The organism is Amycolatopsis sp. NPDC003865, assembly GCF_053605345.1.
Genome location: NZ_JBSGJA010000022.1, coordinates 1 through 21,845, shown reverse-complemented (window position 1 = coordinate 21,845; position 21,845 = coordinate 1). Strand labels below are relative to the sequence as shown.

General features: G+C 70.8%; 23 protein-coding genes. 10 read left to right on the top strand and 13 right to left on the bottom strand.

Features of this window, described 5'->3' with window-relative positions:
* Positions 1 to 211: 211 nt before the first annotated feature.
* Positions 212 to 1,075, top strand: coding sequence for a hypothetical protein (locus ACWEVP_RS38880; RefSeq protein WP_452067704.1), 864 nt, complete (start codon positions 212 to 214; stop codon positions 1,073 to 1,075).
* An 84-nt stretch (positions 1,076 to 1,159) separates the two neighbouring features.
* Positions 1,160 to 1,726, top strand: coding sequence for a dihydrofolate reductase family protein (locus tag ACWEVP_RS38875; RefSeq protein WP_452067577.1), 567 nt, complete (start codon positions 1,160 to 1,162; stop codon positions 1,724 to 1,726).
* 52 nt (positions 1,727 to 1,778) lie between these two features.
* Here the strand turns inward: ACWEVP_RS38875 and ACWEVP_RS38870 are convergent, their stop codons facing one another.
* The 6 genes from ACWEVP_RS38870 to ACWEVP_RS38845 all read right to left on the bottom strand — a co-directional run bounded on the left by ACWEVP_RS38870 (position 1,779) and on the right by ACWEVP_RS38845 (position 8,171).
* Entirely contained in the window at positions 1,779 to 2,960 is a 1,182-nt protein-coding gene (locus tag ACWEVP_RS38870) for an ABC transporter ATP-binding protein (protein ID WP_452067576.1), read from the bottom strand.
* Between the two features lie 2 nt (positions 2,961 to 2,962).
* A complete protein-coding gene (locus ACWEVP_RS38865; protein WP_400538335.1) occupies positions 2,963 to 3,802 on the bottom strand; it encodes a carbohydrate ABC transporter permease in 840 nt (279 codons plus the stop codon).
* Positions 3,802 to 4,767, bottom strand: coding sequence for a carbohydrate ABC transporter permease (locus tag ACWEVP_RS38860; protein WP_452067575.1), 966 nt, complete (start codon positions 4,765 to 4,767; stop codon positions 3,802 to 3,804). Before ACWEVP_RS38860 ends, ACWEVP_RS38865 begins: the two co-directional genes overlap by 1 nt.
* The gene (locus ACWEVP_RS38855; RefSeq protein WP_452067574.1) at positions 4,764 to 6,086 is read right to left on the bottom strand and encodes an ABC transporter substrate-binding protein; all 1,323 of its coding nucleotides are present in this window, start codon (positions 6,084 to 6,086) and stop codon (positions 4,764 to 4,766) included. The genes ACWEVP_RS38860 and ACWEVP_RS38855 overlap by 4 nt, the downstream gene beginning before the upstream one ends.
* A 243-nt stretch (positions 6,087 to 6,329) precedes the next feature.
* Entirely contained in the window at positions 6,330 to 6,854 is a 525-nt protein-coding gene (locus ACWEVP_RS38850) for a general stress protein (protein WP_372672246.1), read from the bottom strand.
* A gap of 120 nt (positions 6,855 to 6,974) precedes the next feature.
* Positions 6,975 to 8,171 (bottom strand): acyl-CoA dehydrogenase family protein, encoded by a 1,197-nt coding sequence (locus ACWEVP_RS38845; RefSeq protein ID WP_452067573.1) that lies wholly within the window; start codon positions 8,169 to 8,171, stop codon positions 6,975 to 6,977.
* Positions 8,172 to 8,303: 132 nt separating this feature from the next.
* Between ACWEVP_RS38845 and ACWEVP_RS38840 the strand changes: the two genes are divergently transcribed.
* Both ACWEVP_RS38840 and ACWEVP_RS38835 read left to right on the top strand, forming a co-directional pair.
* Positions 8,304 to 8,627: a DUF4190 domain-containing protein gene (locus ACWEVP_RS38840; protein WP_452067572.1), complete on the top strand. Its 324-nt coding sequence runs from the start codon at positions 8,304 to 8,306 to the stop codon at positions 8,625 to 8,627.
* Positions 8,628 to 8,667: 40 nt separating this feature from the next.
* Positions 8,668 to 9,243: a DUF4190 domain-containing protein gene (locus tag ACWEVP_RS38835; RefSeq protein WP_452067571.1), complete on the top strand. Its 576-nt coding sequence runs from the start codon at positions 8,668 to 8,670 to the stop codon at positions 9,241 to 9,243.
* On the opposite strand, the gene ACWEVP_RS38830 is transcribed toward ACWEVP_RS38835, so the two are convergent.
* Entirely contained in the window at positions 9,240 to 10,124 is an 885-nt protein-coding gene (locus tag ACWEVP_RS38830) for a slipin family protein (RefSeq protein ID WP_452067570.1), read from the bottom strand. The genes ACWEVP_RS38835 and ACWEVP_RS38830 overlap by 4 nt on opposite strands.
* Positions 10,125 to 10,216: 92 nt before the next feature.
* Here ACWEVP_RS38830 and ACWEVP_RS38825 point away from each other — a divergent pair, with 92 nt between their 5' ends.
* Genes ACWEVP_RS38825 through ACWEVP_RS38810 form a run of 4 tightly spaced genes read left to right on the top strand, consistent with a single transcriptional unit; the run spans position 10,217 to position 14,053 of the window.
* On the top strand, positions 10,217 to 11,116 hold the full coding sequence (locus tag ACWEVP_RS38825; protein WP_452067569.1) for an aminoglycoside phosphotransferase family protein: 900 nt from the start codon (positions 10,217 to 10,219) through the stop codon (positions 11,114 to 11,116).
* Positions 11,117 to 11,126: 10 nt separating this feature from the next.
* Positions 11,127 to 12,404 carry a magnesium transporter MgtE N-terminal domain-containing protein gene (locus ACWEVP_RS38820; protein WP_364459914.1) on the top strand — a complete coding sequence of 426 codons (1,278 nt, stop codon included), beginning with the start codon at positions 11,127 to 11,129 and terminating at the stop codon, positions 12,402 to 12,404.
* Positions 12,397 to 12,897 carry a DUF1003 domain-containing protein gene (locus ACWEVP_RS38815; RefSeq protein ID WP_364459917.1) on the top strand — a complete coding sequence of 167 codons (501 nt, stop codon included), beginning with the start codon at positions 12,397 to 12,399 and terminating at the stop codon, positions 12,895 to 12,897. The genes ACWEVP_RS38820 and ACWEVP_RS38815 overlap by 8 nt, the downstream gene beginning before the upstream one ends.
* 10 nt (positions 12,898 to 12,907) lie before the next feature.
* The gene (locus ACWEVP_RS38810) at positions 12,908 to 14,053 is read left to right on the top strand and encodes an Mrp/NBP35 family ATP-binding protein (protein ID WP_452067568.1); all 1,146 of its coding nucleotides are present in this window, start codon (positions 12,908 to 12,910) and stop codon (positions 14,051 to 14,053) included.
* Positions 14,054 to 14,060: 7 nt separating this feature from the next.
* On the opposite strand, the gene ACWEVP_RS38805 is transcribed toward ACWEVP_RS38810, so the two are convergent.
* The 5 genes from ACWEVP_RS38805 to sigE all read right to left on the bottom strand — a co-directional run bounded on the left by ACWEVP_RS38805 (position 14,061) and on the right by sigE (position 18,712).
* Positions 14,061 to 15,107, bottom strand: coding sequence for a hypothetical protein (locus ACWEVP_RS38805; protein WP_452067567.1), 1,047 nt, complete (start codon positions 15,105 to 15,107; stop codon positions 14,061 to 14,063).
* A gap of 155 nt (positions 15,108 to 15,262) precedes the next feature.
* Positions 15,263 to 15,706: a Sec-independent protein translocase protein TatB gene (tatB, locus tag ACWEVP_RS38800; RefSeq protein ID WP_452067566.1), complete on the bottom strand. Its 444-nt coding sequence runs from the start codon at positions 15,704 to 15,706 to the stop codon at positions 15,263 to 15,265.
* Positions 15,707 to 15,784: 78 nt separating this feature from the next.
* Complete coding sequence (locus ACWEVP_RS38795; RefSeq protein WP_452067565.1) at positions 15,785 to 17,302, bottom strand: trypsin-like peptidase domain-containing protein; 1,518 nt, start codon at positions 17,300 to 17,302, stop codon at positions 15,785 to 15,787.
* A 166-nt stretch (positions 17,303 to 17,468) separates the two neighbouring features.
* Positions 17,469 to 18,116, bottom strand: a complete 648-nt coding sequence (locus tag ACWEVP_RS38790; RefSeq protein WP_452067564.1) for an anti-sigma factor family protein — start codon at positions 18,114 to 18,116, stop codon at positions 17,469 to 17,471.
* Entirely contained in the window at positions 18,113 to 18,712 is a 600-nt protein-coding gene (sigE, locus tag ACWEVP_RS38785; RefSeq protein ID WP_452067703.1) for an RNA polymerase sigma factor SigE, read from the bottom strand. The genes ACWEVP_RS38790 and sigE overlap by 4 nt, the downstream gene beginning before the upstream one ends.
* Positions 18,713 to 18,921: 209 nt before the next feature.
* Between sigE and ACWEVP_RS38780 the strand changes: the two genes are divergently transcribed.
* Positions 18,922 to 19,566 carry an O-methyltransferase gene (locus tag ACWEVP_RS38780; RefSeq protein WP_452067563.1) on the top strand — a complete coding sequence of 215 codons (645 nt, stop codon included), beginning with the start codon at positions 18,922 to 18,924 and terminating at the stop codon, positions 19,564 to 19,566.
* A gap of 3 nt (positions 19,567 to 19,569) precedes the next feature.
* Here the strand turns inward: ACWEVP_RS38780 and ACWEVP_RS38775 are convergent, their stop codons facing one another.
* Entirely contained in the window at positions 19,570 to 20,757 is a 1,188-nt protein-coding gene (locus tag ACWEVP_RS38775; protein WP_452067562.1) for an MFS transporter, read from the bottom strand.
* Between the two features lie 63 nt (positions 20,758 to 20,820).
* Between ACWEVP_RS38775 and ACWEVP_RS38770 the strand changes: the two genes are divergently transcribed.
* Positions 20,821 to 21,729, top strand: a complete 909-nt coding sequence (locus tag ACWEVP_RS38770) for a LysR family transcriptional regulator (protein WP_452067561.1) — start codon at positions 20,821 to 20,823, stop codon at positions 21,727 to 21,729.
* Positions 21,730 to 21,845 lie beyond the last annotated feature (116 nt).

Below are 21,845 nucleotides of genomic sequence, written 5' to 3'. Positions count from 1 at the left end.
AAGGATCGCTCCCTTAGGGGACGGTAAAAGCGAAAAACGTTCGGACGGCCACGCGAAACCCCGGAAACCGAGCCGTACTCCGATGACCTGCGCGTTCTCCGTCCGAGGCTGGGAAAATACTGAGAGATGTCCCCGTCAGGGCTGGTTTTTCCGCCCGATGCGGTGATACTGGCTCACCGTGTACCCGCGTCCGAAACACTTGGTCGTCGCGATGGTCTGCGCCCTGCTCACCGCCGGGTGCGCGACGACCCAGGCCGCTCCGCAGCAGTCGTCCGGGCCGACGCCGCTGACCGCCTCCGCCGCGCTCGGGGACTACGCCACCGTCGACTACTGCAGCCTGCTCGACGTGCCCGCCGTCGCGCCCGGCGCCGTCGCGATCCCGACCTTCGAGACCTGCCGGGCCGACGTCGGCGCGCGCACGATCCTCATGGGGCCGCTGGCCTTCGACTCCGACCCGAACATCCGGCCCTACGCCTACCCCGGGCCCGTGCCGGACGGCGTCGCGGTCCAGCAGTCGATGTTCAACGACCACAGCACCTGCACCCGCGCGATCACCTTCGCCGACGGCAACCGGCTCGACCTGTCGGTCACCGACACCGGCGACGACCAGGCCGCGCGCTGCGGCGTCGCGGACGCGGCGGTCGGCTCGGCGCTGACCGCCATCACCGCGGGCAAGGTCGGGCGGCTGAAGTTCCCGGACCGCTCGTGGGGCCAGGTGGCGCCGTGCGTGCTGCTGGACAACCCCGACCTCGAAGCGGTCGCGGGCAAGGGCAGCCGGCCGGCGACGGGACTGTCCGGGCACAGCTGCATCCGCGGCAAGGTGAGCCTCAAGCTGACTGTGGAGACCGACGAGCCGGCCGCCCCGCCCGAGACACTGGGCGGCCGGGAAGCCCGGGTGCGCGTCGCGGGCGCGTTCTGTCTGGTGGACACGACGCAGCCGGCGCCGGGCCTGCCGGGCCGCCGCGAACTGGCGGAGCTCAGTGTGGTCGAGACGGCGGGCACCGCCGGCGACGGCACCTGCGCCCAGGCACGCGCCGCGGCGAACGCGATCTTCCCGGTGCTTCCGACTCCGTAGGAACTTTTTCGCGGGCGGATGTCGAATCGCCGCCGGCCGGTTCGTAGTCCCAGTGACAGCACCCGAACCGATACGGAGCCCCGCATGACCGCGACCTACACCTTCGACGTCTTCGCCAGCCTCGACGGCTTCGGCAGCCACTACGGCGACTGGGGCGGTTACTGGGGCAAGCAAGGTCCCGAACTGCTCGCCCACCGCCTCGCGCAGTACCGCGACGACCAGCGGATGGTCTTCGGCGCCACCACCTTCCGGAGGAACGTGGAACTGCCCGGCGACGACGAGGCGGGCGACGCGTGGGTCCGCCGGATGCGGAGCCTGCCGGCCACGGTCATCTCGAGCACGCTCCACGGCCCGCTGGACTGGCCCGACGCGACCGTCGTGAGCGGCGACGCGGTCGACGTCGTCGCCCGCCTCAAGGAGGAGTCCGACGTGCCGTTGCGCTCGCACGGCAGCCTTTCGCTGAACCGGGCGCTGCTGGCCGCCGGGCTCGTCGACCGCCTCCAGGTCACGCTGTTCCCGGTGCTCAGCGGCAAGTTCGGGGACGCCCCGGTCTTCGCGGGCGCGGAAGCCTTCGACCTCGAGCTCCTGGAGAGCCGGACGCTCGACGGCGGCACCCAGGAACTCGTCTACCGCCCCACCCGGCACCTCTGAAACGCCGTGAAGGCCTCCTTTCGCCGGAAAGGAGGCCTTCACGGGCTCGCGGTCAGTCCTCGTAGGTGAGGTTCTTGCCGTTCGCGGGGTCGAACAGCTTGATCTTGTCCGCGTCGTACCAGACTTCGAGGTCCGCGTTCTCCGCCGCGGACGACTCCGCCGACAGCCGGGCCACGATCTGGGACTCCGCGCCCGGGACGTCGGACGAGCCGCTGTCCGCGGCCAGCTCCGCCAGCTCCTCGGACGTCGCCACGTCGCCCTCCAGCGTGAAGTGGGCGAACTTCTCCGAGCCCATCGACTCCAGCACGTCGATGTGCGCGGTGAACGTGGCGCCGCCCGCCTTCTGACCGGCCTCGACCAGCGCCGCGTCCTCGAAGTGCTCCGGCCGGATGCCGACGATCAGCTCACGCGGCGCGTTGGCCTTCTCCACCAGCTGCCGGACGCGGTCCGTCAGCGGTGTCGTGCCCAGCGCGCTGCGCAGCTCGTTGTTCTCCAGCGTCGCCGGCACGAAGTTCATCGACGGCGAGCCGATGAACCCGGCCACGAACAGGTTCGCCGGGTTGTCGTAGAGGAACTGCGGTGCGCCGATCTGCTGCACGTACCCGCCGCGCAGCACCACGACCCGGTCGCCCAGGGTCATGGCTTCGGTCTGGTCGTGCGTGACGTACAGCGTCGTCGTGCCGAGCTGCTTCTGGATCTTCGACACCGACGTCCGCATCTGCCCGCGCAGCTTGGCGTCCAGGTTGGACAGTGGCTCGTCCATCAGGAACGCCTTGGGGCTGCGGACGATCGCCCGGCCCATCGCGACGCGCTGCCGCTGGCCACCGGAGAGGTTGGCCGGCTTGCGGTCGAGGTGCTGGGTCAGGTCGAGGATCTGCGCCGCCTCCTCGACCTTCGCCCGGACCGTCTTGTCGTCGACCTTCGCCAGCCGCAGCGGGAACGCCATGTTCTCCCGGACGCTCATGTGCGGGTAGAGCGCGTAGGACTGGAACACCATCGCGATGTCGCGGTCCTTGGGGGCCTTCTCGTTGACGCGCTTGCCGTCGATGCGCAGCTCGCCGGAGGAGATGTCCTCCAGGCCCGCCACCATGTTCAGCGTCGTCGACTTCCCGCAGCCGGACGGGCCGACCAGGATGATGAACTCGCCGTCGGCGATGGTGATGTCCACTTCGGACACCGCGAGCGCGCCGTCGGGGTACTTCTTCGACACCTTGTCGAGGACGATTTCAGCCATGACTACCCCTTCACCGCACCGGAGGTCAGCCCCGCCACGATGCGACGCTGGAAGAACAACACGAACACAATGATCGGGATGGTGATCACGACCGCGGCCGCGCTCACCTGCCCGGTCGGGTCCTCGAACTGCGAGGACCCGGTGAAGAACGACAACGCCGCCGGCACCGTGCGCGACGCCGTGGTCGACGTCAGCGAGATGGCGAACAGGAAGTCGTTCCAGCAGAAGATGAACACCAGGATCGCGGTGGTGAACACGCCCGGCGCGGCCAGCGGCGCGATCACCTTCCGGAACGCCTGGGCCGGCGTCGCGCCGTCCATCTTCGCCGCCTTTTCCAGCTCCCACGGGATTTCGCGGAAGAACGCCGACAGCGTGTAGATCGACAGCGGCAGGGCGAACGTGATGTAGGGCAGGATCAGGCCCGGCCAGGTGTCGAACAGCGCCAGGTTCCGCTCGATGTTGAACAGCGGGGTCACCAGCGACACCTGCGGGAACATCGCGATCAGCAGCGAGAGCCCGACGAGCAGCTGCTTGCCGGGGAACTCCAGCCGCGCGATCGCGTACGCGGCCATCGTGCCCAGCACCACCGCGATCACGGTCGAGATGATCGCGATGCCGATCGAGTTCACCAGCGCCAGCAGGAACTCCGAGGTCTGGAAGATGTCCGCGTAGTTCTGCCAGGTCCACGACTGCGGGATGAACGACCCGTCGGTCAGCGTGTCCTTGGTCTTGAACGACAGCGAAACGACCCAGAGCACCGGCACCAGCGCGAACACCAGCACGAGGATGTCGACCAGGCCCCAGCGAACTTTGCGGCCCGTCGTGACGGTTCCCATCACCATCAGCGCTTACCCCCGTCGTCCGAGCCAGGTGCGGCCGTGCCGAACACCTTGATGAAGATGAAGGCGATGATCGCCACGGTGATGAAGATCAGCACCGCCATCGTCGACCCGATCCCGAGGTTGAGGCCCTTGACCAGGTTGTCGTAGGTCTGCATGGACACCGAGCCGGTGTCCTGCGCGCCGCCGGTGAGCACGTAGATGTTGTCGAAGATCCGGAACGCGTCGAGCGTGCGGAACAGCAGCGCCACCAGGATCGCCGGCTTCATCACCGGCAGCATCACCTTCGTGAACCGCTGCCACGCGCTCGCGCCGTCCATCGCCGCGGCCTTGAGCAGGTCGTCCGGCACCAGCGCGAGGCCGGCCATCAGCAGCAGCGCCATGAACGGCGTGGTCTTCCACACCTCGGCGCCGATGATGATGAACATCGACGGCCACTGGTCGGTCAGCGGCGCCGCGTCCGCGGCCAGCCAGTTGGCCAGGTAGCCGGTCTTCGGCGTCCACGCGTAGTACCACGAGAACGCCGCGACGACCGTGACGATGCCGTACGGGATCAGCGCGACGGTGCGGACGAGGCCGCGGCCGACGAGCGTCCGGTGCATGATCAGCGCCAGCGCCATGCCGAGCACGAACTCGATGGCCACCGACACGACGGTCAGGAACATCGTCGTGCCGAACGCCGTCCACCAGTACGAATTGGACAGCACGGCCCCGTAGTTGTCGAAGCCGACGAACTCCTGCTGCGCCGGGAAGCGCAGGTCGTACCGCTGCAGCGACAGCCAGATGGAGTAGACGATCGGGTAGCCGGTGACCGCGATCATCACGACGAACGCGGGCGCGCACAGCCACAGCCCGAGCCGCCGCTCGGCCTTCTTCCCTTCGGAGAGGGCGGGCTTGCCCTTCTTCTTGTGCGACACGGGTTCCGGTGCCGCGGTGGCTCCCGCCGTGGTCGGGTCCTGGACGGTCACGGGATCACTCCCTTCGACTGGAGCGCGTCGTTGAGCTGCTCGCGCAGCTTCGCCGCGGTGGCCTGCGGGTCGATTTCACCCGGCGGGGAAAGGACTTTCGACATCACGGTCGACATGTTCTGGTACGCCGGGGTCAGCGGCCGCACCGCGGAGTCCTTGATGGCGTCGATGATCGAATCGCGCATCGGGTACTTCAGCGCCATGTTCGGGTTGTCGGCGCTCGCCGGCTTGGACGGGTCGAGCGGGGTGTCGTTGTGGTACACCGATTCGATGGTCGGCGGGACGCCGTCGTTGATCGCCGAGAACTTCTGGTTCTCCGCGTTGCGCAGGCACAGCGCCGCTTCGAACGCTTCGGGCTTGTGCTGCGACAGCGAGCTGACGCCGAGGTCGTAGCCGCCGATCGTGGTCTTGGCCGGCGTGCCGGCCTTCGCCTCGGGGTAGACGGCCCACTTGAAGTGCGAGACGTCCTGCGGCTTTTCCTTGGCGTAGGAGGCGTAGACGAACGGCCAGTTGAGCTCGAACGCGGCGTCCCCGCGCTGGAACGTCTGGCGGACGTCGTCCTCCTTCGAGTTGGTCAGCGAGGCATCGGTGATGCCCGAGGACGCGATCTGCTTCAGCAGCGCGAGCGCCTGCACCGCGCCGTCGTCCAGGACGACGCTCTTGCCGTCGTCGGACAGGATGTGCCCGCCCATCGACTCCACGAGCGTGTTGTAGAAGACGACGAGGCCTTCGTACTGCGCGCCGGTGAACACGATGCTGTAGGGCTTGCCCTGCGCCTTGAGCTCCTTGGACTTGGCGATCATCTCTTCCCACGTCTTGGGCGGCGTGGGCGTGATCCGGTCGTCGTACCAGAGCAGCTGGACGTTGGTGTTCTTCGTGGCCGCGTAGAGCTTCCCGTCGTAGGTCGCCGTTTCCAGCGGTCCCTGCAGGACGCCTTCGGTGGCGGCCGCCTTGTTCTGGTCCTTCCACTCCTCGACCCAGCCGGCTTCGGCGAACTCCGAAACCCAGGTCACGTCGAGCCCGAGGACGTCCATCGCGGTGTCACCCGCGGCGAGCCGCCTCGCCATCTGCAGGCGCTGGTCGTCCGCGCCGCGCTGCAGCTTGTTGTAGACGATCTCGTACTTCCCGTTCGCCGCCTTGTTGCAGTTGTCGACGACTTTCTGGAAGCTGTCCTCCGGCGCGTAGTAGACGTTGATCTTCAGCCCGCCGCCCGATCCGCAACCGGCCAGCATGCCGGTCACCAAAGCCCCTGCCCCCAGCAGGACCGCGGTACGGCCGGGCGAGCGCCCCCGTTTGCCCGCGCCGATCCTCTTCCCCATCAGGCCTCCTCACCCGCGTGCACGCCGGATACCGCGGTGCCCGGTGGGCACCACGACGCGATGAGGCGAACCGCGCCAGCACCCCGACGTGCTAGTGCTCGGGCCGCCGCGCTGGTAGGGCGAGGCCGCCCGACTGGTGTCGGACAACTTATGCCGGGCGATCACACCCCGCAAGCAGTATCGGTAACGATTCAGCCCACTGCAGCTCGAACTGTGATTTTCCCCTGATAATGGCGGCTTTTTTCAGGTCGTCGCCGGAGGTGGTTTGAGGGCCAGCTTGGCGAGCAGCTCGCGGCCCTGTTCGGCCGTGCGCGGCTGGCACAGGACGTCGTAGCGGCCGGCGACGAGCTGGCTCGCCGAGGAGAAGTCCCGCCGCCCGCGCGACATGCTGTACCCGATGGCGGCGAACATCAGCCCCGACAGGACGCCGAGCACGAGCCCGGTCAGCAGCTGCAGCGCGAAGCCCTGGTTGACGAACAAGCCGAGCAGCAGCCCGGCGAACAGGCCGAACCAGGCGCCGGACACCGCACCGGTGCCGAGCACGCGGCCCCAGGACAGCTTCCCGATGACCCGTTCGACGAGCATCAGGTCGACCCCGACGATCGTGACGTCGGAGACGGCGAACTCGCTGTCCGCGAGGAAGTCGACGGCCTGCTGCGCCTCGCCGTAGGTCGCGTACGACCCGATCGGCCAGCCGGTCGGCGGGGTCGGCAGCCGAGGCAGGTTGCCGGGCGCCCGGCTCCCGCCGAAGGGACTACTCACCATCATCACCTGCGCACTCGTGGGTCTGGGCGTCCATCTTGTCAAGAACGCCCGGACCGTGCGAGCCGCTTACCCCGAAAGGCCGGAGCCGATTGTCGTCGTATCGACAATCGGCCCCGGATCGCGTCAGGACCGCGACTTGTACTCCCGCAGCAGACCGCGGGAGATGATCGTCTTCTGGATCTCGCTCGTGCCCTCGCCGATCAGCAGGAACGGCGCCTCGCGCATCAGCCGCTCGATCTCGTACTCCTTCGAGTACCCGTAACCGCCGTGGATGCGGAACGCGTCCTGCGTGACCTCCGCGCAGTACTCCGAAGCGATCAGCTTCGCCATCCCCGCCTCGACGTCGTTGCGCTCGCCCGAGTCCTTCAACCGGGCCGCGTTCACCATCATCAGGTGGGCCGCCTCGACCTTCGTCGCCATCTCGGCCAGCTTGAACGCCACGGCCTGGTGCTCGGCGATCGCCTTGCCGAACGTCTTGCGCTGCTGGGCGTACTCGACCGCCAGCTCGAACGCGCGGATCGCGATGCCGCACGCCCGCGCCGCGACGTTCACGCGGCCGACCTCGACACCGTCCATCATGTACGCGAAGCCCTTGCCCGGCGCCTCGCCCAAGACCATGTCCGCGCCGATCTTGAAGCCGTCGAAGACCGCTTCGGTCGTGTCGACGCCCTTGTAGCCCATCTTGTCGATCTTGCCGGGGATGGTCAGGCCCGGCGCCACCTCGCCGAAGCCCTCCGGCTTCTCCACGAGGAACGTCGTGAGGTTCTGGTGGGCCTTCTCGGCGCCCTCGTCCGTCTTCACCAGCAGCGCGATCAGGTTGGACGAGCCGCCGTTGGTCAGCCACATCTTGGAGCCGTCGATGACGTAGCCGTCGTCGGTCTTCTTCGCCTTCGTCTTGATCGCCGCGACGTCCGAGCCGAGGTCCGGCTCCGACATCGAGAACGAGCCGCGCACCTCGCCGGTCGCCATCCGCGGCAGGAAGTGCTGCTTCTGCGCTTCGGTGCCGTGGCGGGAGATCATGTGCGCCACGATGAAGTGGGTGTTGATCACGCCGGACACGCTCATCCAGCCGCGCGCGATCTCCTCCACGACCAGCGCGTAGGTCAGCAGCGACTCGCCGAGCCCGCCGTACTCCTCCGGGATGGTGATCCCGAACAGGCCCATCTCCTTCATGCCCTCGACGATGTCCGCCGGGTAGGTGTCGGAGTGCTCGAGCTCCTGCGCGTGCGGGATGACCTCCTTGTCCACGAACGAGCGGACGGTCGCGAGGATCTCCGACTGCACGTCGGTGAGGCCGGCGGTCTGGGCGAGACGGGCCATCACGGCTCCCTTTCCGATTGCGACGCCGGCTCCCGGCGCTGGGTTACCGGTGAGTATGACCCCAATCCCCCAACCCTGCTATGAGGGCGCTCACGCTCCCGGCCGTAGAGTCCCGCGCGGAGGAAGCCGATCTTGAGCCACCAGTACGACCCGGACGACCCCTTCGGCAGGCGGTCCCCGGCCGGCGCTCCCCCGCCGGACCCCGGCGAGCCGGGCCCGGGACTCGCGGCCGGGGCGTTGCTCTGCTCGGTCGCCGGCGCCGTGGGGTGTCTGCCGGCGGGATTCGCGGGCATCGTCCTGGGCCACGTCGCCCACCGCCGGGCCACCCGCGGCGAGGCCACCGGCCGGGGCATCGCGATCGCCGCGTTCGTCGTGGGCTACCTCGGGATCGTGCTGAACGCGGTCGCGCTCGTGCTGCTCTTCCGGCTCGGCGTCGCGCACGGGCTCCTCCGCTGACCGCTAAATTGAGGTCCAGCACGCATCGAGGGGGCCCGCCATGACCGACCCGTCCGGGGACAAGGACCGTCCGGCCGTGTCCTACGACCCGCCGCCGACCGCGGATCCGGCACCGTACACGCCGGAGAACTACGACCCGCCGGCGAGCGACAGCACAGTCACCGGGCCACCGGAACCGGAGCCGGCCACGCCCGAGCAGCCCGCCGAGCTGCCGCCGGGGTCGTTCGAGACGCCGGCCGCGCACATCCCCGGCACGCCGTACGTCGCCCCGGGGGAACCGGTCTACCAGCAGCCGTACCCGCCGGCCTACGGCCAGCCCTACGGCGGCCCGGCGCCCTACGTCCAGCCGCCGTACGTGCCGGGCCCGCCGCGGCGGCAGGACAACGCGCTGGCGATCGGCGCGCTGGTCTGCTCGATCCTCGGCTTCTGCTCCGGCATCACGGCGATCGCCGGGCTGGTGATGGGCCACATCGCGCTGAGCAAGACGAACCGCGGCGAGGCGGGCGGCCGCGGCATGGCCACGGCCGCCGTGATCATCGGCTACGTCGTGCTCGCGCTGTGGTTCAGCTTCTTCACGACCTTGATCATCCTGGCCGCGAACGGCCAGCTGGACTAGTCCGCCGGCAGCACCGCGTCGCCGGGGCTGCGCGGCGACGGCGTCGCGTGGCCGTTCGCCTCCGGCTTGGCCTCCGGCAGCTCGAGTTCCGGCTCCGGAGCCGCGGGAGCCGGAGCCGGGGCGGCCGCCTTGGGGGTCTGCGCGTCCAGGAACCGCAGCAGCTCCACCGGGAACGGCAGCACCAGCGTCGAGTTCTTCTCCGACGACACCTGCACGACGGTCTCCAGCAGCCGCAGCTGCAGCGCCGACGGGGTGTCGGCCATCGTCGCCGCGGCCTGCGCGAGCTTGTGCGACGCCTGCAGCTCACCATCGGCGGAGATGACGCGCGCACGCCGTTCCCGCTCCGCCTCGGCCTGGCGCGACATGGAGCGCTTCATCGCCTCCGGGAGCGCGACGTCCTTGATCTCGACGCGGTCGATGTGGATGCCCCAGTCCAGCGCCGGGCTGTCGATCATCAGCTCCAGGCCCTCGTTGAGGCGCTCGCGGTTGGAGAGCAGGTCGTCGAGGTCGCTCTTGCCGATGATCGAGCGCAGCGACGTCTGCGCGACCTGGCCGACCGCCGACCGGTAGTCCTGGACGTTGACCGCCGCGACGACCGGGTCGATCACCTTGAAGTAGACGACCGCGTCGACCCGGACCGTGACGTTGTCGCGGGTGATGCCGTCCTGGGCGGGCACCGGCATGGTCACGATCTGCATGTTGACCTTCTGCAGCCGGTCCGCGAACGGCACCAGCACCATCAGCCCGGGTTCCGCGACCCGCGACCGCACCCGGCCGAACCGGTAGACCAGACCGCGCTCGTACTGCTTCACCACGCGCACGCTCGACGCGAGCCACACCCCGCCCGCGAGGACGACGGCGCTGAGGATCTCCACCACCATGGCTGCTCCCGGGGTTGCGTTTTCCCCTGAAAACCCAGCGTACGCCCGCGAAGACCATGACGAAATGCGCTGGACCGAGCGGGCAGACTGGGGTGGTGAACGATCTCCGCGTCCCGCCGCTGTTCGCCGCTCGCGCGCCCCGGGTGCTCGGCCCCGGCGCCGTCCCGTGGCTGGCGGCGCTGCCGGACCTCGCCGCGGGGTACGCGCGGAAGTGGGGTCTGACGTTCGACGGCGAGGCGATGCACGGGTACGTCGGCGTGGTGCAGCCCGCGCGGCTGGCCGACGGCACGCCGGTGGTGCTGAAACTGGGCTGGCGCGACGAAGAGTCCGCCGACGAGCCGCTCGCACTGTCCACATGGGCCGGCCGGGGTGCGGTGCTGCTGCTGGAGTCCGCGCCGGACGACGGCGTGCTGCTGCTCGAACGGCTCGACGCCGGCCGCACCCTCGACGACCTCCCGCTGCGCTCGGCGATCCCGCTCATCGGCGGCTCGGCGCGGCGGTTGGCCGTCCCCGCGCCGGCGGCGCTGCGCCGGAGCCTGCGTGCCGAGGCGGCGCGGTTGACCGAAGAACTCCCCCGCCGCTGGGCCGGACTCGGCGAGCCGTTCGAGAAGCGGCTGGTCGACGACGCCGTCGCGATCTGCCGCGAGCTGGGCCCCCCGGCGGGCGAGGTGCTGGTGAACGAGGACCTGCACTTCCAGAACGTCCTGGCGGGCACGCGGGAGCCGTGGCTGGTCATCGACCCGAAGCCACTGGCCGGCGACCTCGAGTGGGGCGTCATCCCGTTGTTCTGGAACCGGTTCGCGGAGTCCACACTGGACGAACGGTTCGCGATGGTCGTCGCTTCGCAGGAACTGGACGCTTCGAAGGCGCGCGCGTGGACGCTCGTGCGGGCGGTGCAGAACTGGATCTGGATGCTGGAGGAGGACGCGGACAGCGACGACCCCGCCTTCGTCACAGTGCCGGAGATCGCTGTCTGGGCGGCCAGCCGATAGTGTCAGCGGCATGGCCGCGGTCAACAGGGTTTTCGCAGCTCAGCTGTCCGGCTTGCCCGTCTTCGGGCCGGACGGCGAGTCCATCGGCCGGGTCCGCGACCTGGTCGCCGGACTGCGCCTGGACGCCCAGCCGCCGCGGATCCTCGGCCTCGTCGTCGAGCTGGCCACGCGGCGGCGGGTCTTCGTGCCGATGCTGCGCGTCACCGCGATCGAGCCGAGCGCCGTCACGCTCGCCACGGGCTCGGTCAACATGCGCCAGTTCAACCAGCGCCCCAACGAGGTCCTGGTGCTCGGCCAGCTGCTCGACGCGCACGCGACGCTGGCCGGGTCCGACACGCGGATCACCGTCGTCGACGCCGGGATGGAACCGACCCGCACCCGCGACTGGGTGCTCGCCAAGCTGGCCATCCGCGAACGCCGGGTCGGGCTGGGCCGCCGTCGCGCGGCGATGCAGGTGCTGCCCTGGTCGGAGGTGGCCGGGCTGGGCCTGGCCGACCTCGGCGCGCAGCCGCAGGGGGCGGGCCAGCTGCTCATGCTGTTCGACACGATGCGCCCGGCCGACATCGCCGCGACCGTGCGCGACCTGCCGCTCAAGCGCCGCCACGAGGTCGCCGACGCGATGGACGACGAGCGCCTCGCCGACGTCATCGAGGAGCTGCCGGACGACGACCAGAAGGAGCTGCTGGCCTACCTGGCCGAGGAGCGCGCGGCCGACGTCCTCGAGGCGATGAACCCCGACGACGCCGCCGACCTGCTGGCCGAGCTGGCCCCGGCCGACCAGAGCCGGCTGCTGGAGCTGATGGAGCCGGAGGAGTCCGCGCCGGTCAAGCGGCTGCTGGAGTACTCCTCCGACACCGCGGGCGGCCTCATGACGCCGGAGCCGGTGGTGCTGACCCCGGACACGACGATCGCCGAGGCGCTGGCCCACATCCGCAACGCCGAGCTGCCGCCCGCGCTGGCCAGCATGGTGTTCGTCTGCCGGCCGCCGACGGCGACGCCGACCGGGCGCTACGTCGGCGTCGTCCACTTCCAGCGGCTCCTGCGCGAGCCGCCCGCCGAACTCGTGGCCAGCGCGGTGGACACCGGGCTGCCGCCGCTGAAACCGGGCGCGTCGCTGGCCGAGGTCACGCGGTACTTCGCGGCCTACAACCTGACCTGCGGGCCGGTCGTCGACACCGAGGACCACCTGATCGGCGCGGTGACCGTCGACGACGTCCTCGACCACCTGCTGCCGGAGGACTGGCGCGAGACCGGGCTGCACGACACCTTGGAGGAAGACCGTGCCTGAACCGACTTCGGGACGGCGGCTCGACCAGCCCCGCAGCCAAGCCCGGTTCCGGCTGAACATCGACCCGGACACGTTCGGCCGCTTCACCGAGCGGATCGCCCGGTTCCTGGGCACCGGGAAGTACCTGTTCTGGCAGACGCTGATCGTCATCGTCTGGATCGTGCTGAACCTCACAGCGCTGTCACTGCAGTGGGACCCGTACCCGTTCATCCTGCTCAACCTGGCGTTTTCGACGCAGGCGGCGTATGCGGCGCCGCTGATCCTGCTGGCGCAGAACCGGCAGGACGACCGCGACCGCGTCTCCCTGGAGGAGGACCGCAACCGGGCGGCGCAGACGAAGGCGGACACGGAGTACCTGGCCAGGGAGCTGGCGGCGCTGCGGCTGGCGATCGGCGAAGTCGCGACGCGCGACTACCTGCGCAGCGAGCTCGACCGGCTGCGGGAGGACCTGGACGTAAAGCCCAAGAAGTCCCGTACGCCTACCGGTACGTAACATGGATGGGGTGACCAGTACGCAGCAGCTCCCCAGCGTCGACGACGTCCGCAGCGCGCTGAAGAGCGTGCAAGACCCCGAGATCCGGAAACCCATCACGGACCTGGGGATGGTCAAGGACGTCGCGGTCGCTGACGACGGCGTCGTCACCGTCGGGATCTACCTGACGGTGGCCGGCTGCCCGCTGAAGGCGACGCTGACCAACGACACCCGCGACGCGGTTTCGAAGCTGCCGGGCGTGGTGGACGTGCGCGTCGAACTGGACGTGATGAGCGACGAGCAGCGCACCGAGCTGCGCAAGTCCCTGCGCGGCGACCAGGCGGAGCCGGTGATCCCGTTCGCGCAGCCGGGCTCGATGACCCGGGTGTACTGCGTGGCGTCGGGCAAGGGCGGCGTCGGCAAGTCGTCGGTCACGGTGAACCTCGCGGCGGCGATGGCCGCGCGCGGGCTGTCGGTGGGTGTCGTGGACGCGGACATCTACGGCCACTCGATCCCCCGCATGCTGGGCGCGCGCGAGAAGCCGACCAAGGTCGACACGATGATCATGCCGCCGCAGTCCCACGGCGTGAAGGTGATCTCGATCGGCATGTTCACCCCGGGCAACACGCCGGTGGTGTGGCGCGGCCCGATGCTGCACCGGGCGTTGCAGCAGTTCCTGGCGGACGTGTTCTGGGGCGACCTGGACATCCTGCTGCTGGACCTCCCGCCGGGCACCGGCGACATCGCGATCTCGGTGGCCCAGCTGATCCCGAACGCGGAGATCCTGGTGGTGACCACCCCCCAGCAGGCGGCGGCCGAGGTGGCCGAGCGCGCGGGGGCGATCGCGCTGCAGACGCGTCAGCGAGTGGCCGGGGTCATCGAGAACATGTCGTGGCTGGAGACGCCTTCCGGGGAGCGCATGGAGATCTTCGGCTCGGGTGGCGGCCAGACGGTGGCCGACTCGCTGACGAAGTCGATCGGGTCCGAGGTGCCGCTGCTGGGCCAGGTCCCGATGGACCCGCGCATGGTCGCCCAGGGCGACGCGGGTGAGCCGCTGGTGCTGACCGAGCCGGAGGCGCCGGCGTCGGTGGTGCTGAAGGACGCGGCGAAGAAGCTGACGGTCAAGGCCCGCGGCCTGGCCGGGATGATGCTGAACGTCACCCCGGCCGGCCGCTGAGGTCTTCTCAAGAGCACCGCCAGAGGTAGGCGGTGGAGTGCCGCGTGGCGGAGTCGTAGCGGTAGCCGCCCACGGTGCCGTCATCGCCGACGACGACGGGCAGGTCGGCTTTGAGGTCGCCGAACTTCGCGACGAAGGCGCCCTGGTCCCAGACGCCGTAGCCGGTGCCGGCCGCGTCGTTGCCGCCGTTCGCCTCGTCGAGGCGGCCGGTGATCAGGCCGCTGGAGTTGATCGAGAAGCCCGGGTTGCCGTTGGAGAGGTTGTAGCTGGACTTCGGCAGGACGTGGGCGGCGAGCTGCTGGTCCCAGTAGACGCCGACGTTCTTGCCGTTGTAGACGCCGTAGCCGACGACGCGGCCGTTGCGGATGGCATCGGGCCAGGCGTACTTCAGGCCGGGCAGGGTGCCGAGGTGGGTCGTGGTGCCGTCACGCCAGATGTCGCCGTTGGCGAAGGCGATCGAGCCGTCGGTGCCGACGGCGGCCATGGCGACACCCGCCGGAACGCCGGTCAGCAGGGTGACGGTGCCGGGCTGCCCGGCGGGCCACCGGACGGCGGTCGTGCCGGAGCCGTCCTGCTTGCGCACGACGCCGAGGACGTCCCCGGAGTCGGTGATGCCGACGGCGGCGGAGCGCGTGTACCGGCCCGACGTCGGGAAGGGCAGCTGGACGAGGGTGCTGCCGTCGCTTTTGAAGGCTTTTTCGAAGAAGAGACCGGTCCCGAATATCGCGTAGCTCGCGGTCCCCGCGGGGGCGCCCGAGTGGTTCTCGCCGGTGACGACGGCGCCGTCGGTACCGGCCGTCCCGAGGTCGGCGAAGGTACCACCGGTCCAGGACGCGGCGCGGCGGCCGGCCCCGAACTCGTCGGTGGGGAGCGTCCAGCCGGCGAAGTTGCCCTTGCCGTCGGTCGCGGTGATCTCGGCGCTCACGGAAGTACCGGCATCGAGGGCGGTGGGCTTCCAGGTGCAGGCGGCGGTTCTTGTGGCTGCGGCCGCGGTTTGGCCCGAGGCCAGCAGGCTCGCCGCGAGCACGGCGCAGCCCAGCGATCCGAGTTTCATCGTTCTCCCCTTCGACGTGGGCGGCGGATGGCCGTCCCCTTCCGACGGTAGGGAGAAGCGGTGAGCTGCTCGGGGTTCTTGATCGGGGACTAGGGAAACTCTCGGAACGGACATCCCTTGCGCCGCACGACCGGGCTGTGGACAACCGGCTCGAGTTACGTGGCGTCCGGGTCGATCGGCGGGCGCTCGCCCGGCTTCAGCGGCTCCGGCTGCTTCGCCTGGCTCGCCGCGTACCCGTTCGAGCCATTGGTCCCGTTCGTCCCGTTCGAACCGTTGGTACCGCTCAGGTTCGGGCTGCCGTTCGTGATGCCCTTCAGGCCGAGCGGGTCCGCGTCGCCGTCGAACAGGTGCTGGGTCACCACTCGCTTCGGGTCGAAGTTGCGCAGGCCGCGCAAATCCTCGAGGGGCTTGCGGAGCTGGTCGAACTCCGGGCCCATCTCCTCGCGCAGCTGTTCCCGCGCGCCGGTGGCGAAGTCGCGGACCTTCTTCACGCTCTTCGCCATCCAGGACGCCGCCTCGGGAAGCCGTTCCGGGCCGAGGATGAAGAGACCGGCGATGATGAGGACGAGGATTTCCCCCCATCCGACACTGTCGAACACCCGTCTACCTCCGCTGCAGAACCGACCCGCCCAGGTTACCCGCCCCGGCCCGCGCGACGGCAGGCCGAACGCGGGAACTCAGTCGGAAGCCAGGGTTACGTCGACGACGAAGCTCGCGCCGTCGCGGGCCAGTTGCACCGGCACGACCTCGCCGACGTCGTGGGCGCGCACGGCGACCGTCATCTCGGCCGAGTCGCGCACCAGGCGGCCGCCGATCTTCGTGATGACGTCGCCCTCCTTGATGCCCGCGTTCGCGGCCGGGCCGCCGGGGGCGACGTTCTTCACCTGCGCGCCCATGGTGGAGGAGCCGGCGACCGTCGACGAGGCGTTGATGCCGATGTCGGCGTGCTGGACCTTGCCGTCCTTGATCAGCGCCTTCGCGATCTTGACCGCGTAGTCGCTCGGGATGGCGAAGCCGATGCCGATGCTGCCGCCGTCCGCGCCGGAGGAGCGGATCGAGGAGTTGATCCCGACCAGCGCGCCGGTGGCGTCGACGAGCGCGCCGCCGGAGTTGCCGTGGTTGATGGCGGCGTCGGTCTGGATGGCTTCGTAGGTGACCGGCGGGGCGCCGTTGTCGCCGCCCGCGGTGATCGGGCGGTTCAGCGCGCTGACGATGCCGGCGGTCACGGAGTTCTGCAGCGCCAGCGGCGAGCCGATGGCCATCACGGTGTCGCCGACCTGCAGGTCCGCGGACTTGCCGATCTGCAGCACGGTCGGGTTGGTGACGTTGACCTTGACGACCGCGAGGTCGGTCTTCTGGTCGGAGCCGACGAGCTTGGCCTCGGTGCGGGTGCCGTCGATGAAGATCGCGGTGACCTTGACGCCCGGGTCGGCGCTCGCCGAGGAGATGACGTGCTCGTTGGTGAGGATGTAGCCCTGCGGGTCGATCATGACCCCGGAGCCCTGCTCCCCGGAGTCGGCGCCGGGCTTGTAGACCTCGAGCGAGACGACGGCGGGCGCGACGCGCTTGGCGATCTCGGCGACCGAGCCGGCGGGGCGTTCCTTGGCGGCCTCGGCTTCGGAGATGGTGGCGGAGCCGGTGAGCCCGTTCCCGGTGTCGGCGACCCACCACCCGACGAGCCCGCCGACGGCACCCACGAGCAGCGCGACGACCCCGAGCAGCGCGAGCGCCTTCGGCTGCACGCGGCGGCCGAAGAGCACCTCGGGCAGGCTGAGCAACGCGCCGGGCGGGCGTTTCGCGGGCTTTTCCTCGTCTTCGGCCGGCATCGCGGGCCCGGCGAGGACGGCGCCGGCACCGGGATCGCGCCAGGGGTCGCTCGTGCTGTTCCACAGGGGCGGATCCTGCGGTTTCGGTTCCGCCGTCGCTTCCCGCGGCCGTTCGAGCAGCACGCCTTCGGCACCGGGCGGCCGCCGGAAGGCCTCGGCCAGCGACTCGGGCGCGGGCGGCGCGAGACTGACGCCATTGGACTTCTGCGGGGTGTAGAGCTTGTCGAACGCGCCGTCGACGCCGGTGGGCCTGCCGAACACGGCGGCCTGAGCTGGATCGACGGCCGGCCGCGCGAGCGGCCGCGGACCCAGCCGGTCGGCGTCGCGCGCGCCGGGCTGCTCGGGATTCACGTTCGGCTCGGTCATCATTCCCCGGTGCAGAAGATCAGGTGGCTGGGCGTGACGATACCCAAGCCCAGTGCTCCGAGTCTGCCGGTCCGCCGGTGAAGTGGCTGTTGCTTGGCCTGGCGTCGCGGCGGGCACGGCGAAGGCCGCCACGAGGAATCCCTCATGACGGCCTTCGGGGAACCAAGTCTCAGCGCATGCCCGCCGGCACCGCGGCCGGCGTCGTGCTCACCGGGGTCGACACCGGCGCCACCTGCTGCGGCACCGCCATCTGGGCCGGCAGCAGGTTCGCCTGCTGCGGCGCCCCGCCACCGGTCTCCGGCGCGCCGTCACCGCTGTCCGCCGTCGTCCCGACCAGGGCGAGCGCGCTCAGCACCAGGCCGGACACCACCACGCCGGCTCCCTGCGCGGCGCGGCGCTTGAAGCCGCCGACCACGTTCGGGGACTGGCCCAGCGGCGCCGCCGATCCCAACGGCGCGACACCACCCAGCACGCCCGTGTCGCGCAGGCCCGCCACCCGGTCCGGGCGCTGGACGGCGACCAGCTGGCCGTCGGCCGTGATCGCCAGGTTGTCCGGCGTGCCCGGAAGCTCCGTGTGCTGCGGGATCGACTGCAGGCTCGCCAGGAACCCGGCCGACATCGACGGCGCCGACGCGCGGCGGATCGCCTCCACCGTCTGGCGCTGGGCGCGCACCTCGGCGGCGCACGCCGCGCAGCGCGTGATGTGCGACGCCGCGCGGTCGCGGGCGCCGTGCGAAAGCTCCCCGTCGACGAACGCCACCACGGCGTCCGGCATCAGGTGCGACTCGGGGAGTCCCCAGCCTCGCGGTGCGGTCATACCGACACCTTCGCAGACTCCGGTGCGTAAGCGCGCCGGCGCTCGAGCGACGCACGCAGCGCCTGGCGCCCGCGGTGGATCCGGCTGCGGACGGTGCCCAGCTTGACCCCGAGCGTCGCGCCGATCTCCTCGTACGACAGGCCCTCGACGTCGCACAGCACGACGGCGGCGCGGAACTCCGGGGGCAGCTCGTCGAGCGCCGCCTGCAGGTCCGGGTCCAGGTGCGTGTCGGAGTAGACCTGCTCGGGGCTCGGGTCGTCGCCCACGATGCGGTCGGTGTCGTCCGGCAGGCCCTCCATCCGCACGCGCGAGCGGCGGCGGGCCATGTCCAGGAAGAGGTTGGTGGTGATCCGGTGCAGCCAGCCCTCGAACGTGCCCGGCTTGTACGACGCCAGCGAGCGGAAGACCCGGATGAAGGTCTCCTGCGTCAGGTCCTCGGCGTCGTGCGTGTTGCCGGTCAGGCGGTAGGCGAGCCGGTAGACGCGGTCACCGTGCTCGCGCACGACCTCGTCCCAGGACGGCGGCGTCCAGACCGCTTCGTCCAGGGACACGGGCTGAGCCGCGTCGGCGTCGTTTTCGGCAACGGCGTTCTGCATCGCGGGAGCAGGCACCTCCATCTGCGTAACTCCTGTCTGCTCCACCCAACGCGGGTCGTCGGCACGGTGTTCCCGTGTTCCTCACTGAGTCTGTCCGGACTCCTTATGGTTCTAGTGAGACTGGACTGAGAGCAGGCTGAGAACTTCTCGCCGGGTGCTTACCAGGGAGCCTGCGCGGATTTATCGACAACCAACGCTAACCTCCGTGCGTGAACACGCCCACCCCTGCGGCCGCACCGGCCGATTCCGGGTTCGTCGACGGGTACCTGCCCGACGACGAGGTGCTGACCACGGCCCGGGCGCGGGCCGAGGACCTGGGCTGCACCCCGCTCAGCGCGGGTGCGGGCGCGACCTTGCGCTTCCTGGCCGCGACGCTGTGCGCGAAGGCGGTCGTCGAGGTCGGCACGGGGGCCGGGGTGAGCGGGCTGAGCCTGCTGCGCGGCATGGCCCCGGACGGCGTCCTGACCTCGATCGACGTCGAGCCGGAGTACCAGCGTGCGGCGCGCGCGACGTTCCGCGAAGCCGGCTACGCTCCCGGCCGCACGCGGCTGATCATCGGCCGCGCGCTGGACGTGCTGCAGCGGCTCACGCCGGGCGGGTACGACCTGGTGTTCGTCGATTCCGCGCACATCGAGTACCCGGGGTGCTATGAGCTGGGGGTCTCGCTGCTGCGGCGCGGCGGGATCATCGCGTTCCACAACGTGCTGGCCGGCGGCCGGGTGATCGACCCGTCGCACCGGGACCCGGAGACGCTGGCGCTGCGCGAGGTGGCGCGGGCTTTCCGGGAGGACGAACGGCTGGTGCCGGCGCTGCTGCCGGTGGGCGGCGGCCTGCTGGTCGCGGCGGCAGTTTGACGCTCAGACCGCGTTGACCAGCTCGCGCCGCTCTTCGCGGACTCGCGTACCGGCGCCGACCGCGGCCGCCGCCACCAGCAGCCACACCGACACCACCGCGATCAGCCACGGCCAGCCCGCGTGCCCGTACACCCACGCCCCCGCCGCGCCGCCGACGCTGCTGCCCAGGTAGTACGTCGCCGTGTACATGCCGCCCACCTGACCTCGCGCGTTCTCCGGCGCGTCGGCCGCCGCCCAGCCGTTCGCGACCGCGTGCGCCGCGAAGAACGCGCACGTCAGGACCAGGAAGCCGGCGATCACCAGCGGCAACGAGTCGGGCAGCGTCAGCGCCGCGCCGCACGCCGTCAGCAGCAGCGCGCCGATCAGCGCCCGGCGGCGGCCGACCCGGGCCACCAGCCGTCCGGCCGCCGCCGACGACACCGAGCCCGTCGCGTAGGCCAGGAACACCAGGGACGCGATCGCCGGCGACAGGTCCAGCGGGTCGCCGGTCAGCCGGAACCCCGCCGCGTTGTAGAGCGCCACGAACGAACCCATCGCCAGCAGCGCGACCGCGTACTGGGCCAGCAGCACGGGTTTGCTCAACGCCGTGACCAGGCCTTTCGCCACCGACCGCAGCTGCGCGTCGCCGCGGGGGCGGGTGCCCGGCGGCAGCGTCACGACGGTGATCGCCGAGCACACCGCACCGACGCCCGCGACGACGAACAGCGCGCCGCGCCAGCCCAGCGGCCCGGCGGTGAACCCGCTGGCCAGCCTGCCGAGCATGCCGCCGATGGTGTTGCCCGCGATCATCGCGCCGACGGCGGCCGCGACGCCCGCGCGGCCGAGCCGTTCGGCCAGGTAGGCCGCCGCGACGCCGGGGAAGCCCGCGATGGCGACCCCCTGGAGCGCGCGGAGGACGAGCAGCGCCGGGTACGTCGGCATCAGCGGCAGCAGCAGCCCGAAGACGACGGACGCGATCACCGACGTCAGGATCACCGGCCGCCGGCCGACGACCTCGGACAGCGCCGCGATGGGCAGGACGGCGATGGCGAGCGCGCCGGTCGCGACGCTGACCGCGAGCGCCGCGCCGCCGGGGTCGAGGTGGTACTGCGCGGCGAGCTGGGGCAGCACCGGCTGCGGCGCGTAGAGCAGGGCGAAGGAGGAGATCCCGGCCGCGGCGACGGCGGTCTTGACTCGGCGCGTGGAAGTCACGGGTTCGAAAGTAAGCAGGCCTAACCAATGCGTCTAATGCACTTGGCTGGCAGAATCGATGCGATGACGTATGACTCGCTGTCGGCGCAGGTCGCGCCGCACCTGCCGCTCCTCGCCGCCCTCCGGGAGACGAGGAACGTCACACGCGCGGCCGAGCTGCTGGGCGTCCCGCAGCCGACGGTCAGCCGCCGGCTCGCGGCGCTGGCCGACGCGCTGGGGGCACCGCTGACGGTCCCGGACGGCCGCGGCATCCGGCTCACGCGCGCGGCGGAACTGCTGGCCGAAGCAGCCGAGCGCGGTTTGGCGGCGGTGGAGAGCGGCGTCCGGCTGGCGCGCGAAGAGGTGGCGCCGGAGTCGGGACACGTCGTGCTGGGCTTCCTGCACCTGCTCGGGCGGTCGCTGGTGCCTTCGCTGCTGCGCGGGTACCGGGCGCGGTACCCGGGGGTGCGGTTCACGCTGGTCCAGGGCTCGCGGCAGGACATGGTCGCCCGGCTGGCGGGCGGCGAACTGGACCTGGCGCTGGTGGCGCCGCTGCCGTCGGTGCCGGCTCTGGCCTCGGCGGGCCTGGTGGACGAGGAGATCCTGCTGTCGGTCCCGGCGGGCCACCACCTCGCCGGACGGCGTTCGGTGCGCGTCGCGGAGCTGGCGTCGGAGGAGTTCGTGCTGCTGGAGCAGGGCTACGGAGTCCGGACGCTGACCGACGAGCTGTGCGCGGCGGCGGGCTTCACGCCGCGGATCGCGTTCGAAGGGCAGGAGTCGGACACGGTGCGCGGCCTGGTGGCGGCGGGGCTGGGGGTGGCGCTGCTGCCGCGGTTCGGGCCGGGCACCCCGGCGGGGGTGGCCGAGGTGCCGCTCGAGCCGCGGCCGTACCGGACGATCGGGCTGGTGTGGCGGGCGGAGGAGCCGATGACCCCGGCGGTGGCGGGGTTCCGCGACCACGTGCTGGCCACCGCAGCGCCCGGTCGTGAGTGAGAAACAGTGTTCTAACACTGTTCCGGCTCCTGGACATGACCGAAGCCGGGCGCAACCCCGGGCGGATCATCCCGCGCGTGCTGCGGGCTTTCGCGGACGGGCACCCGGCCGGTCCG

What these genes read in the sequence shown, in the direction of transcription:
- ACWEVP_RS38880 (WP_452067704.1), top strand. Translation starts at nt 212, where the DNA reads ATGGTCTGCGCCCTGCTCACCGCCGGGTGCGCGACGACCCAGGCCGCT.
- ACWEVP_RS38875 (WP_452067577.1), top strand. Translation starts at nt 1,160, where the DNA reads ATGACCGCGACCTACACCTTCGACGTCTTCGCCAGCCTCGACGGCTTC.
- ACWEVP_RS38870 (WP_452067576.1), bottom strand. Translation starts at nt 2,960, where the DNA reads ATGGCTGAAATCGTCCTCGACAAGGTGTCGAAGAAGTACCCCGACGGC.
- ACWEVP_RS38865 (WP_400538335.1), bottom strand. Translation starts at nt 3,802, where the DNA reads ATGGTGATGGGAACCGTCACGACGGGCCGCAAAGTTCGCTGGGGCCTG.
- ACWEVP_RS38855 (WP_452067574.1), bottom strand. Translation starts at nt 6,086, where the DNA reads ATGGGGAAGAGGATCGGCGCGGGCAAACGGGGGCGCTCGCCCGGCCGT.
- ACWEVP_RS38850 (WP_372672246.1), bottom strand. Translation starts at nt 6,854, where the DNA reads ATGATGGTGAGTAGTCCCTTCGGCGGGAGCCGGGCGCCCGGCAACCTG.
- ACWEVP_RS38845 (WP_452067573.1), bottom strand. Translation starts at nt 8,171, where the DNA reads ATGGCCCGTCTCGCCCAGACCGCCGGCCTCACCGACGTGCAGTCGGAG.
- ACWEVP_RS38835 (WP_452067571.1), top strand. Translation starts at nt 8,668, where the DNA reads ATGACCGACCCGTCCGGGGACAAGGACCGTCCGGCCGTGTCCTACGAC.
- ACWEVP_RS38830 (WP_452067570.1), bottom strand. Translation starts at nt 10,124, where the DNA reads ATGGTGGTGGAGATCCTCAGCGCCGTCGTCCTCGCGGGCGGGGTGTGG.
- ACWEVP_RS38820 (WP_364459914.1), top strand. Translation starts at nt 11,127, where the DNA reads ATGGCCGCGGTCAACAGGGTTTTCGCAGCTCAGCTGTCCGGCTTGCCC.
- ACWEVP_RS38805 (WP_452067567.1), bottom strand. Translation starts at nt 15,107, where the DNA reads ATGAAACTCGGATCGCTGGGCTGCGCCGTGCTCGCGGCGAGCCTGCTG.
- ACWEVP_RS38795 (WP_452067565.1), bottom strand. Translation starts at nt 17,302, where the DNA reads ATGATGACCGAGCCGAACGTGAATCCCGAGCAGCCCGGCGCGCGCGAC.
- ACWEVP_RS38790 (WP_452067564.1), bottom strand. Translation starts at nt 18,116, where the DNA reads ATGACCGCACCGCGAGGCTGGGGACTCCCCGAGTCGCACCTGATGCCG.
- sigE (WP_452067703.1), bottom strand. Translation starts at nt 18,712, where the DNA reads ATGCAGAACGCCGTTGCCGAAAACGACGCCGACGCGGCTCAGCCCGTG.
- ACWEVP_RS38770 (WP_452067561.1), top strand. Translation starts at nt 20,821, where the DNA reads ATGACGTATGACTCGCTGTCGGCGCAGGTCGCGCCGCACCTGCCGCTC.